Below are 12,257 nucleotides of genomic sequence, written 5' to 3' on the forward strand. Positions count from 1 at the left end.
GTCGGAACAGGCTTGGCGACACGCTCACTCTCCTTTCTATGTACGAACAGGTTGGGGTTAATTTATGCAGGTTTCAGGCAGTAATGGTCGATCAGTTCCCGCAATAGACGCACTGTAGGCGTCAAGCGTGACATTTCGAGGTACTCGCCGGGTTGGTGAGCGCAGGCGATGTCGCCAGGGCCGAGCACCAGGGTTTCACACCCAAGGCGCTGAAGATAAGGCGCTTCGGTGCCGAACGCTACTGCTTCGGCACGATGGCCAGTCAATCGTTCCGCGACCCGCACCAGTTCGGCATCTTCGGGTTGCTCGAAAGGCGGCACTTCGGGGAACAGCGGCGCGTAATCGATCTTGACCTGATGGCGTTCAGCCAAGGGGACGAGCTTTTGCCGGATGGCGTCGCGCAGCACTTGCGGGTCCATGCCGGGCAGAGGGCGAAGGTCGAACTCCAGGGAACACTGACCGCAGATGCGGTTGGGGTTGTCGCCGCCGTGGATGCAGCCGAAGTTCAGGGTCGGTTGCGGCACGCTGAATTGCGGGTTGCGGTATTCGCGCTGCCAGGCCAGGCGCAAGCCGCGCAGTTCGCCAATGGCGTCGTGCATGGCTTCGAGGGCGCTGTGCCCAAGGCTGGGATCCGACGAATGGCCGCTTTGGCCAAGAATGTCGATGCGTTCCATCATTACGCCTTTGTGCAGGCGGATCGGCTTGAGCCCGGTTGGCTCGCCAATCACCGCGGCGCGGCCCAACGGGCGCCCTGCCTCTGCCAATGCGCGAGCGCCGGACATGGAGCTTTCTTCATCGCAGGTGGCGAGAATCAGCAGTGGCTGCTTGAACGGCTGATCCAACAACGGCAGCACCGCCTCGATGGCCAGGGCGAAAAAGCCTTTCATGTCGCAACTGCCCAGTCCTACCCAACGACCGTCGACTTCCGTCAGCTTGAGCGGATCGGTCTTCCACAACGCGGCGTCATAGGGAACGGTATCGCTATGGCCTGCCAACACCAGCCCGCCGGGGCCGCTGCCGTAACTGGCCAGGAGGTTGAACTTGCCGGGGCTGACTTGTTGAATGTCGATGGCGAAACCCAGGTCGCCCAGCCAACTGGCGAGCAAATCGATCACCGGGCGGTTGGTCTGGTCGAGAGACGCCTGGGTACAACTGACCGATGGCGCGGCAATCAGCGCGGCGAACTGCTCTTTCATGGACGGTAATGGCATGCGCGGCCTCTCGACTTCCCGGATGAGCCCCACTATAGAGCCATCTGCACGACACAATAAACCGTTGCGGCACGTTGCCGGGCTCACTCCTGTACACTGCACGACCTTGGCAGCCACTCTTTTCCCCGGCTGCGCTCCCGATCCTGGATGTACCGGCCATGCAAAAAGAAACTGAAATCAAGCTTCGCGTCAGCCGCGAGACCCTCGCCGCGCTGCGTGAGCACCCGCTGCTGAAAAAACGCAACAAAAGTGGCTGGGAACGCCGTGAGTTGATGAACCAGTATTTCGACACCCCCGAGCGCGACCTGGCCCAGGCCAAAGTCGCCCTGCGCCTGCGCAAGGACGGTGACGACATCATCCAGACTCTCAAGACACGTGGCCAGAGCGTCGCCGGCTTGTCGGAACGTAACGAATACAATTGGGACTTGCCCAAAGCCAAGCTCGACGTGAAAAAACTCGACGGCGAATGCTGGCCCGAGCAACTGGCCGAGCTGGACAAAAAGACCCTCAAGCCGATCTTCACCACCGACTTCGTGCGTGAACGCGCCGAAATCGCCTGGGGCCGTGGCAAGGCCAAGGTGGTCATCGAAGCTGCTCTGGACCTGGGCCACGTGGTGGTCGGCAAGCAGAAAGAAGAAATCTGCGAGCTGGAACTGGAACTGCGCGAAGGCGAACCGGCCGCCCTGCTGGAGTTGGCCGCCGAACTGGCCGCCACCCTGGCCCTGATGCCGTGCGATATCAGCAAGGCCGAGCGTGGCTACCGCCTGTACGACGCCAGCAGCTACTCCCTGAGCCTGCCGGCGCCGCAGATCCACGCTGAAATGCCGCTGGACGATGCCTTCGCCGCGATCATGTGGCACCTGCTGGGCAGCAGCCAACGCCTGGCCGAGCAATACCGCTTCAATGGCCACTGGCGCCTGCTGCAAGATTGGGTCGACAACCTCGGCGAACTGCGCGCCTTGGTCGGCAGCCTCGGCCAGGCAGCACCACGTCAATCCACCAGCGAGCTGCGCAGCGCATTGGATGCCCTGCTGGAAGACTGGCGCCCACTGGTGCAAGCCGGTGACGACGACGAAGACATCCGCAAAGCCGCGCCGGAACAGTTCGCCGAAGAACTGGAAGACGTACGCTGGGGCCTGTTCTCACTAAACGCTTCACGCTGGCTGCTGGCCCGTACCTGGACCGCCGACCGCAACGTGCGTGGCAACCGCCAGGGCGCTGCACAAATCACCAACTGGCTGCCACGCCTGCTGGCCGAAGACGCCGTCGCCCTGCAACTGCCGCGCTACCAGCAACAGCCGGAAGACCTGGCCGAGCAACTGCCGCGCATCGAACGCATCCAGGCCTGGCTGCACCATGCGCGTCATGTGGTGGACACCCCGGAACTGGACCGTCTATACGGCGAGCTCAACAAGTTGGCACAACTGGCTAACCAGCCGATTACCGATGAGTCGCTGGATGCGCGGATGCATCAGGCGATTGCGGTGTACCAGAACCGTGCGTGGAAGACGCTGCTGCGTCTGTAAAATCGCTACCTCCAGCCTGTCAGCGCAACACTGGCAGGCTGGTGGTGGACTTGATCTCCGACAACGCCACAATCGAATTGACCTCCTGAATCCCCGGCACCATCGACAACTTCTCGAAGAAAAACCGCTCGTACGCCTCGATATCCGAGGTGACGATACGCAACAGAAAATCCACCGCCCCCATCAGCACATAACACTCCAGCACTTCCGGAAACCCGCGAATCGCGTCGGTGAACTCGGTGAAGTTGGAGCGGCCGTGGGCGTTGAGTTTGACCTCGGCAAAGATCTGCGTGTTGAGGCCGATCTTCTTGCGGTCCAGTAACGTCACCTGGCCGCGAATTACCCCCTCTTCCTTGAGACGTTGAATACGCCGCCAGCACGGTGACTGGGATAAGCCGACCTGCTCGGCGATCTGAGCACTGGACAGCGAGGCGTCCTCCTGCAGCAAGGCCAGGATACGGCGGTCGTAGGCGTCCAACTCACTGTGCATATAAATACCCTAAATGGTGCTTGTCTTGAATTGATCAATTCGATTAATCCTGAAACAGCCTCATCTTAGATAAGAAATCTCCGTTGGCGAATGTAAAAATTTCTACAGTCGAATCTGGAGCTTTCCCATGCACGCCGTTGAAACCACCCACCCTATTACCCGCGTCGATGCGTGGGCCGTCACCAGCGTTCATTGCCAGGCGCATTACCGGATCGTTGCCGAGGCGGAGCCTGATGTTTTGTGCCGAGTCCTCAACTATTTCGCGCTGCAATTCCTCACGCCGCGACAGGTCATGGTGAACCGGGAAGGTGACCTGCTGAACATCGACATCATGATGGACGGCCTGAGCTGGCACCGCGCGCAAGTGATCGGTGAAAAGATTCGAAACCTGATCAGCGTGTGCACGCTGGATGTGTGGTCGGCTGACTCCATGGGGCCTCAAGCGGTGGTGGCGGTCGCCCAGTAAAAGCCTGCAATACACGCTGGGAGGCAGATATTCAGGGGCTGGCTAGCCTGGGATTTACACCCACTGCCACCCAGGAAAACCTTCATGCCGGTTGATCAACGATTGGAACTGCATCAGCTGTTGCCGGCTTTGGTCGAAGGGCGGCTGATCACGCCTGAACTCGCCCACCGCTTGTCGGCGCTGCCGGCCAGCAACACCCAGCATCCACTAGAGAGCATCGCAGCCCAAGGCGCATGCCTGGAAACCCTGACCGAATGGCTCGCCCAGCAGGCCAGGCAACCTTATCTGCGCATCGACCCGTTGAAGATCAACGTGGCGACAGTGGTGCCGCTGATGTCCCACGCATTCGCCCAGCGCCACGCCATCCTCGCGGTGGCGGTGGATGCGCAAACCGTTACCATCGCCAGCGCCCAGCCCCATGTCACCAGCTGGGAAGCCGGGCTTGCGCAGGTGCTCAAGCGCTCGATCAAACGCGTGGTCGCCAATCCCCAGGACATTACGCGCTGTATCGATGAGTTCTACCGACTGGCGAAATCCGTCAGCAGCGCCGATCAAAAGGTCACGGCGCCTGGCAATGTCGACCTGCTCAACCTTGGCGCCAGCGACCAGGAACCGGATGCCAACGACGCGCACATCGTTAATATCGTCGATTGGCTGCTGCAGTACGCGTTCGCCCAGCGCGCCAGTGATATCCATGTCGAACCCTGCCGTGAACAAGGGCGTGTGCGGTTTCGCATCGACGGGCTGCTGCACGACGTCTATCAATTTCCGCCCCAGGTGACGATGGCCGTCGTCAGCCGCCTGAAAAGCCTGGGTCGCATGAACGTGGCAGAAAAACGCAGGCCCCAGGACGGACGGGTCAAGACCAAAAGCCCGGCGGGCGTGGAAGTTGAGCTGCGCCTTTCCACCTTGCCTACGGCGTTTGGCGAGAAGCTGGTAATGCGGATTTTCGACCCGCAGGTCCTGCTCAAGGGCTTTGACCAGCTGGGTTTGTCGGCTGATGACCAGCAACGCTGGCAATCCATGACGCGCCAGACCCACGGCATCATCCTGGTGACCGGTCCGACCGGTTCGGGCAAGACCAGCACGCTCTACACCACGCTCAGGCAACTGGCGACCCGGGAGGTCAACCTATGCACCGTGGAAGACCCGATTGAAATGGTCGAGCCGGCGTTCAACCAGATGCAGGTGCAGCACAACATCGACCTGACCTTCGCCAGCGGCATCCGCGCCCTGCTGCGCCAGGACCCGGACATCATCATGATTGGCGAGATCCGCGACCAGGAGACCGCCGAAATGGCGATCCAGGCCGCACTGACCGGGCATCTGGTGCTGTCGACCCTACATACCAACGACGCACCCAGCGCCATCAGCCGTTTGCAAGAACTGGGCATTGCTCACTATTTGATCAAGGCCACGTTATTGGGGGTGATGGCGCAGCGGTTGGTGCGGGTTCTGTGTCCTCACTGCAAGCCGACGCTGGGTGAGGTCCATGAGGCGGTCGGATGCGTGGAATGTCGACACAGCGGTTATCGGGGCCGAGCGGGTGTTTACGAAATCATGGTGCTGAACCAAGCGCTCAAGATGCTGATCACACCCGGCGCCGATGTACAGGCCTTGCGCCAGGCGGCGATTGCCCAAGGTATGTGCAGCCTGCGCATGGCTGGCCTGCATAAGGTCGAGACGGGGCTGACCACGATGGCGGAAGTGTTACGAGTGACACCTGGGGATTCGGTAACAAATCCTTTATTTGATGAGCAGTGAAACCGTTCTTATCGGTGACAACACCGTTACAATCGGCCCAACGTCGTTTCACTGACACATTCAGATAGGGAATCGCTATGCAGATCGGAACCGTACTGCTTCTTTTCGTGGGCTTGGCCATCGCCATCCTGTTCATGGGCTTCAAGGTCGTCCCCCAGGGTTACCAGTGGACAGTCGAGCGTTTCGGCCGCTACACCAACACCCTCAAGCCTGGCCTGAACATCATCATCCCGGTCATGGACCGCATCGGTCGCAAGATCAACGTGATGGAAAGCGTGCTGGATATCCCGCCCCAGGAAGTCATCACCGCCGACAACGCCACCGTGCAGATCGACGCCGTGTGCTTCTTCCAGGTGGTCAACACCGCCCAGGCCGCGTACGAGGTCAACAACCTCGAACACGCCATCCGCAACTTGCTGCAAACCAACATCCGTACCGTGCTCGGTTCCATGGAGCTGGATGCCATGCTCAGCCAGCGTGACGGCATCAACGAAAAACTCCTGAAAACCGTGGACGAAGCCACCGCACCGTGGGGCATCAAGATCACCCGTATCGAGATCAAGGACATCAGCCCGCCTGCCGACCTGATGGCCGCCATGTCGGGCCAGATGAAAGCCGAGCGCATCAAGCGTGCGCAAATCCTTGAGGCTGAAGGCCTGCGAGCGTCGGCAATCCTGACCGCCGAAGGCAAGAAGCAAGCGCAGATCCTGGAGGCCGAAGGTAGCCGACAGGCGGCATTCCTTGAGTCCGAAGCCCGTGAGCGTCAGGCCGAAGCCGAAGCCCGCGCGACCCAGGTGGTGTCGGAAGCGATTGCGTCGGGCAACGTGCAAGCGGTCAACTACTTTGTCGCGCAGAAATACATCGATGCGCTGGGCAAGCTGGCATCGGCCAACAACAGCAAGGTCATCCTGATGCCGCTGGAAGCCAGCCAAGTGATCGGTGCGGTCGGCGGTATCGGCGAAATCGTCAAGGCAACGTTCGACAACAAGAAAGGCTGAGGCCAGCGCCATGTGGGATTTCCTGCAGCATCTGTCGTTTTGGGATTGGCTGGCGCTGGGTACGGTCCTGTTGATTCTTGAAGTATTCGGCGCCGGTGGTTACCTGCTGTGGATGGGCATCGCCGCGGCAGCCGTGGGCGTGATCAAGTTCCTGGTGCCGCCTTTGGGGCTGGAGTGGCAACTTCTGTTGTTTGCCGTGTTGTCGATCCTGACAGCCGTGTATTGGTGGAAGCGCCAGCGCAGCAGTGCCAAAGCCAGCGACCAGCCGGGCCTCAACGAACGCGGTTCGGAATTGATCGGCCGCACATTCATGGTGCATCAAGCGATTGTGGATGGCCGGGGCAAGGTAAAAGTCGGTGACGGCGTGTGGATGGTGACGGGTCCAGACAGTCCCGTAGGCGCTCAAGTCCGGGTGGTTGGCCAGGATGGTGTGGTGTTAAGGGTTGAAACTGTTTAGTCAGTGATGGAACTCGGTTGGGTTAACTACAATCATAAAGTACAGATAACCCACCCGGAGTCACCCATCATGCGTCTCAAATATGCTGTCGCAACCCTTGCTGTGCTTTCCCTCCCAGTCGGTTCAGCCATGGCCGACAGTTTCTGGCGCAATGTCATCTCGTCGGGCGCCACTACCGGCTCGACGTACCTGACCTTCAAGGACCATAAGCTGGTGGTCGCTGCGCAAGACGACGCAGGCAGCTTTGTTGCCAGCGACGGCGGCATCCGTGGCCCGTACCTGGAAGCCGCCATGCAGAAAGTCCGCGCCGACAACCCTGGCCTGCAAGCCACGGATATGGAGCTGGCCAACGCCATCCTCGCGAAAAACGCCGTTACCGAATAACTCGGGTTTAGTAAAAAATACCGCTTTGAACAGCGGTATTTTTTTGTCTTCAATTCCTATGATCATCGCGGCTGAGCACTACGTAAGCATTCCTGCTTTCACAGCTGATAAAGCCCGGTAGAGAATGCCGCTGTTGAAGCGGCATTTTTTTGCCCGGACGGTGACGATTCATTCACAGGCGACAGGCTATATTCAGTCAAGCCGTGCAACCATGCCGGTACTGATACCTCGCCTACTCATCGCCAATCTGAAACGGATGCCTTCGTCGTCATGAGCCAACAGCCCTTCCTGCCGTTCTCCAAACCCACCATTGATGAAGCCACCATCGCGGCGGTCGGCGATGTACTGCGCTCGGGCTGGATCACCAGCGGGCCGAAAGTGCAGGCATTCGAAGCTCAGCTGTCGGAATACTTTGGCGGCCGGCCGGTGCGCACCTTCAACTCGGGCACCTGCACCATGGAGATTGCCTTGCGCATTGCAGGGATCGGGCCTGGCGATGAAGTCATCACCACGCCGATCTCCTGGGTTGCCACGGCCAACGTGATCCTGGAAGTCGGCGCCACGCCGGTGTTTGCCGATATCGACCCGGTCACCCGCAACATCGACTTGGCCCAGTTGGAAGCCGCGATTACCCCACGTACCAAGGCGATCATCCCGGTTTACCTGGCCGGCCTGCCGCTGGACATGCCGATGCTGTATGCACTGGCGAACAAGTACAACCTGCGCATCGTCGAAGACGCGGCCCAGGCACTGGGGTCGAGCTGGGATGGCCAACGCATTGGCGCCACCGGTGATTTCGTGTCGTTCAGCTTTCAGGCCAACAAGAACATCACTTCTTCCGAGGGCGGTTGCCTGGTCTTGAACAACGCCGAAGAAGCGCGGCTGGCGGAGAAGTATCGCCTGCAAGGCGTGACCCGCACCGGCTTCGATGGCTTGGATGTGGATGTGCTGGGCGGCAAATTCAACATGACCGACATCGCCGCAGCCATTGGCTTGGGGCAGTTTGCCCATATCGAGCAGATCACCACGCATCGCCAGCACCTGGCGCGGCACTATTTCAAATGCTTTGGCAGTGATTTTGAAGAGAAGTACGGCGCACAACTGCCACCAGCCGACTTCGAAAACAGCAACTGGCACCTGTTCCAACTGGTGCTACCGGAACGCCAGGACGGCCAGCCGGCCCGCGCCACCTTCATGGAACAGATGCAGGCCCACGGCGTCGGCATTGGCTATCACTACCCGCCAATCCACCTGCTGAGTCTTTATCGGGCACAGGGCTTCAAGGAAGGCATGTTCCCGGTGGCGGAAAAAGTCGGTCGTTTGATTGTGTCGTTGCCGATGTTCACGGCGATGACGGAGGCGGATGTGGAGCGGTCGGTGGCAGCAGTGAAAGCGGTTCTGAAAGCGAACTAAGCACTCACAGCTGACACAATCCAATGTGGGAGCGGGCTTGCTCGCGAAAGCGGTGTATCAGAAACACATTCAGTGACTGACATTCCGCTTTCACGAGCAAGCCCGCTCCCACAGTGGGTTTTGCGTTTACTCGCCGATGGCGGCTTTGTAGCCAGCAGCATCCAGCAGTTTTTCCAGATCAGCCGGGTTGCTTGGCTTGAGCTTGAAGATCCACGCGCCGTACGGGTCGGAGTTCAGCAGCTCAGGGCTACCGCTCAGTTCCTCGTTGACTGCAATCACTTTGCCGGCAACCGGGGCGTAGATATCCGAAGCAGCCTTCACCGACTCAACCACACCCGCCTGGCCTTCGGCTTCAAACGTAGCGCCGACTTCAGCCAGCTCAACAAACACCACATCACCCAACGCTTCCTGAGCATGGTCGGAGATACCGACGGTCACGGTGCCGTCAGCTTCCAGGCGTGCCCATTCGTGGCTTTCGGCAAAACGCAGGTCGGCAGGGATATCGCTCATAATCTGTGTCCTCAAGAAGTAATGTCAGCGGCCATTGGCCTGCCGGAAATAGGTTAGATCAAGGTTTTGCCATGGCGCACGAAGGTCGGTTTGACCACTCGAACCGGGTACCACTTGCCGCGGATTTCCACTTCGGCCCGATCAGCGGTTGCCGTCGGTACTCGCGCCAGGGCAATGGATTTGCTCAGCGTAGGAGAGAAACTACCACTGGTGATCTCCCCTTCGCCAATATTGGCGATACGAACCACCTGGTGAGCGCGTAAAACCCCACGTTCTTCCAGTACCAGCCCGACCAGTTTGAACTGCACACCCGCCGTTTTTTCCGCTTCCAGCGCGGCGCGGCCGATGAAATTGCGCTCGGCCGGCTCCCACGCAATGCTCCAGGCCATGTTCGATGCCAACGGCGAAACCTCCTGATGGATGTCCTGGCCGTAGAGGTTCATACCGGCTTCCAGGCGCAGAGTATCGCGAGCACCGAGGCCAATGGGGGAAATACCGGCGCCTACCAGATCGTTGAAAAAGCCCGGCGCCTGATCAGCCGGCAGGACAATCTCCAGTCCATCTTCGCCGGTGTAACCCGTGCGTGCGATAAACCAATCGCCATCGGCCTGGCCTTCGAAAGGCTTGAGCTGGTGAATCAGCGTGCTGCGAGACTGCGTGACCAACTCGGCGATCTTCTGCCGGGCGTGGGGGCCTTGGATGGCGAGCATGGCCAACTCAGGGCGTTCATGCAGCTGCACCTGGTAATTGCCCAGTTGCGCGTGCATCCAGGCCATGTCTTGGTCACGGGTAGCAGCATTCACCACCAGCCGATAAGCGGCTTGCGTGCGGTAGACAATCATGTCGTCCACCACGCCGCCCTTTTCGTTGAGCATGGCGCTATACAACGCACGGCCGCAGCCATGCAGACGTTCGACATCGTTGGCCAGCAGGTACTGGAGCCATTCCTTGGCCTGGGGGCCGGTGACATCGATCACGGTCATATGAGATACATCGAACACCCCGCAGTCGCGTCGCACCTGATGGTGTTCTTCAACTTGCGAGCCGTAGTGCAGAGGCATATCCCAACCGCCAAAATCGACCATTTTCGCGCCGAGGGCGAGATGCAGGTCATACAGAGGCGTACGCTGTCCCATGGGTTTCTCCTTCCGGGCGTGGCGAAGGTGCGCGGAGCTACTGTTCGTGCTGAACGCCTTGAATTACAAGGCCTGCAGCCACGCCCAGCGACCCGCTCCGAAAGACGAAGCGCACCGAATGCCGCGCATTGTAGCCGCAAGCTGTAGGACTGGCACCTAACCGATTTGCCGGGCGGAGCGTCGAATCAGCCCGATCACCGGCAACAGGCCGACCAGCACCAGTGTCAACGCGGGCAGAGAAGCCCGTGCCCATTCGCCTTCACTGGTCATTTCAAAGATCCGCACCGCCAGCGTGTCCCAGCCGAACGGGCGCATCAGTAGGGTCGCGGGCATTTCCTTGAGCACATCGACGAAGACCAACAGCGCTGCACTCAAGGTCCCCGGCAGCAGCAACGGCAGATACACTTTGCAAAACAGTCGTGGGCCGCTGACGCCAAGGCTGCGCGCTGCCTCCGGCAACGAGGGCCGGATGCGCGCCAGGCTGTTTTCCAGCGGCCCATAGGCCACTGCCAGGAATCGCACCAGATACGCCAGCACCAGCGCCGACAGGCTACCCAACAGCAAGGGCTTGCCCGCGCCGCCGAGCCAGCCGGACAACGGCACCACCAGTTCACGGTCCAGATAGCTGAACGCCAACATGATCGACACCGCCAGCACCGAACCCGGCAAGGCATAACCGACATTGGCCAGACTAATGCCGGAGCGGATCGCCCGCGTCGGTGCCAGCCGATTGGCGAAGGCCAGCACCAGCGCCACACTGACCGTGATCAAGGCGGCGATCCCGCCCAGATAAAGCGTGTGAACTATCAAGCCGGAGTAGCGCTCATCCAGATCGAAGCGACCGCGCTGCCAGAACCAGGCGACCAGTTGCAGCATCGGGATGACAAAAGCGCAGGCGAACACCAGCCCACACCAACCACTGGCCGCCGCCGCCTTGAACCCGCGCAGGTGATACAGCGCCTTGCCCCGTGGCCGCTCGTTGCTCGGCCGGCTGGCGCCGCGTGCTCGGCGCTCGCCATACAGCACCAGCATCACCACCAGCAGCAACAGGCTGGCCAACTGGGCGGCGCTGGATAGGCTGAAAAAGCCGTACCAGGTCTTGTAGATGGCTGTGGTAAAGGTATCGAAGTTGAACACCGAGACCGCACCGAAATCCGCCAGGGTTTCCATCAATGCCAGGGCCACCCCGGCCCCAATCGCCGGCCGCGCCATGGGCAGGGCCACATGCCAGAACGCTCGCCACGGCGATTGCCCCAACACCCGCGCCGCTTCCATCAGGCCTTTGCCCTGGGCCAGGAATGCGCTGCGCGCCAGGAGGTAAACGTAGGGGTAGAACACCAGCACCAACACGATGATCACTCCACCGGTGGAACGTACCCGTGGCAGCCTCAAGCCGCTGCCGAACCATTCGCGCAGCAAGGTTTGCACCGGGCCGGAGAAATCCAGCAAGCCGACAAACACAAAAGCCAGGACGTACGCAGGAATGGCAAACGGCAGCATCAACGCCCAGTCGAGCCAACGCCGACCGGGGAACTCACAGAGGCTGGTCAGCCAGGCCAGGCTCACGCCCAGCAGGGTCACGCCGACACCGACACCCAACACCAGGGTCAGGGTGTTGCCCAGCAGGCGCGGCATCTGGGTTTCCCAGAGGTGGGACCAGATTTGTGCGTCGATACTTTGCCAGGACAGCAACAGCACACTCAGCGGCAGCAGCACCAGGGCGGCGACGGTGAAGACCGGCAGGTACCAGCGGCGTTGGGCGGGGTGGGCCAAAGTCAGTTCTCAGTGAGTGAATAGCTTGAAAACACCACAATCGAATCTGGGAGGGGGCTGCTGCGCAGCCCAGCGCGGGGCAAGCCCGCTCACCACAGCAAGCCCGCTCCCACATTTCGATCTGCGGCG

12 protein-coding genes are annotated in these 12,257 nt (G+C 60.3%); 7 read left to right on the forward strand and 5 right to left on the reverse strand.

Going from position 1 to position 12,257, the window contains the following annotated elements; translation table 11 throughout:
- Positions 1-62: 62 nt before the first annotated feature.
- Positions 63-1,211 carry an acetylornithine deacetylase gene (gene argE / locus RB216_RS27990; RefSeq protein WP_068937306.1) on the reverse strand — a complete coding sequence of 383 codons (1,149 nt, stop codon included), beginning with the start codon at positions 1,209-1,211 and terminating at the stop codon, positions 63-65.
- A 158-nt stretch (positions 1,212-1,369) separates the two neighbouring features.
- Here argE and RB216_RS27995 point away from each other — a divergent pair, with 158 nt between their 5' ends.
- Positions 1,370-2,737, forward strand: a complete 1,368-nt coding sequence (locus tag RB216_RS27995; RefSeq protein ID WP_308908122.1) for a CYTH domain-containing protein — start codon at positions 1,370-1,372, stop codon at positions 2,735-2,737.
- 19 nt (positions 2,738-2,756) lie between these two features.
- Here RB216_RS27995 and RB216_RS28000 read toward each other — a convergent pair whose 3' ends face one another.
- On the reverse strand, positions 2,757-3,227 hold the full coding sequence (locus RB216_RS28000; RefSeq protein ID WP_010207358.1) for an Lrp/AsnC family transcriptional regulator: 471 nt from the start codon (positions 3,225-3,227) through the stop codon (positions 2,757-2,759).
- A gap of 127 nt (positions 3,228-3,354) precedes the next feature.
- On the opposite strand from RB216_RS28000, the gene RB216_RS28005 reads away from it, so the two are divergent.
- The 6 genes from RB216_RS28005 (at position 3,355) to RB216_RS28030 (ending at position 8,709) form a co-directional block, all read left to right on the forward strand.
- Positions 3,355-3,693, forward strand: coding sequence for an ACT-like domain-containing protein (locus RB216_RS28005; RefSeq protein WP_028618382.1), 339 nt, complete (start codon positions 3,355-3,357; stop codon positions 3,691-3,693).
- 84 nt (positions 3,694-3,777) lie between these two features.
- Positions 3,778-5,457 carry a GspE/PulE family protein gene (locus RB216_RS28010; protein ID WP_068931514.1) on the forward strand — a complete coding sequence of 560 codons (1,680 nt, stop codon included), beginning with the start codon at positions 3,778-3,780 and terminating at the stop codon, positions 5,455-5,457.
- A gap of 77 nt (positions 5,458-5,534) precedes the next feature.
- The gene (locus tag RB216_RS28015) at positions 5,535-6,455 is read left to right on the forward strand and encodes an SPFH domain-containing protein (RefSeq protein ID WP_010207363.1); all 921 of its coding nucleotides are present in this window, start codon (positions 5,535-5,537) and stop codon (positions 6,453-6,455) included.
- Positions 6,456-6,465: 10 nt separating this feature from the next.
- A complete protein-coding gene (locus RB216_RS28020) occupies positions 6,466-6,912 on the forward strand; it encodes an NfeD family protein (protein WP_016978979.1) in 447 nt (148 codons plus the stop codon).
- A gap of 69 nt (positions 6,913-6,981) precedes the next feature.
- Positions 6,982-7,296: a DUF2388 domain-containing protein gene (locus RB216_RS28025; protein WP_003176799.1), complete on the forward strand. Its 315-nt coding sequence runs from the start codon at positions 6,982-6,984 to the stop codon at positions 7,294-7,296.
- Between the two features lie 270 nt (positions 7,297-7,566).
- On the forward strand, positions 7,567-8,709 hold the full coding sequence (locus RB216_RS28030) for a DegT/DnrJ/EryC1/StrS family aminotransferase (protein ID WP_028618384.1): 1,143 nt from the start codon (positions 7,567-7,569) through the stop codon (positions 8,707-8,709).
- Positions 8,710-8,835: 126 nt separating this feature from the next.
- Here the strand turns inward: RB216_RS28030 and gcvH are convergent, their stop codons facing one another.
- From gcvH to RB216_RS28045, 3 genes are all read right to left on the reverse strand, one after another.
- The gene (gene gcvH, locus RB216_RS28035) at positions 8,836-9,219 is read right to left on the reverse strand and encodes a glycine cleavage system protein GcvH (RefSeq protein ID WP_068931512.1); all 384 of its coding nucleotides are present in this window, start codon (positions 9,217-9,219) and stop codon (positions 8,836-8,838) included.
- Between the two features lie 53 nt (positions 9,220-9,272).
- Entirely contained in the window at positions 9,273-10,355 is a 1,083-nt protein-coding gene (gene gcvT / locus RB216_RS28040; RefSeq protein ID WP_028618386.1) for a glycine cleavage system aminomethyltransferase GcvT, read from the reverse strand.
- 156 nt (positions 10,356-10,511) lie between these two features.
- Positions 10,512-12,128, reverse strand: a complete 1,617-nt coding sequence (locus RB216_RS28045; protein ID WP_236318449.1) for an ABC transporter permease — start codon at positions 12,126-12,128, stop codon at positions 10,512-10,514.
- Positions 12,129-12,257: the final 129 nt, after the last annotated feature.

Origin of the sequence: Pseudomonas canadensis (genome assembly GCF_030980095.1) — a bacterium.
GTDB classification, from domain to species: domain Bacteria; phylum Pseudomonadota; class Gammaproteobacteria; order Pseudomonadales; family Pseudomonadaceae; genus Aquipseudomonas; species Aquipseudomonas canadensis.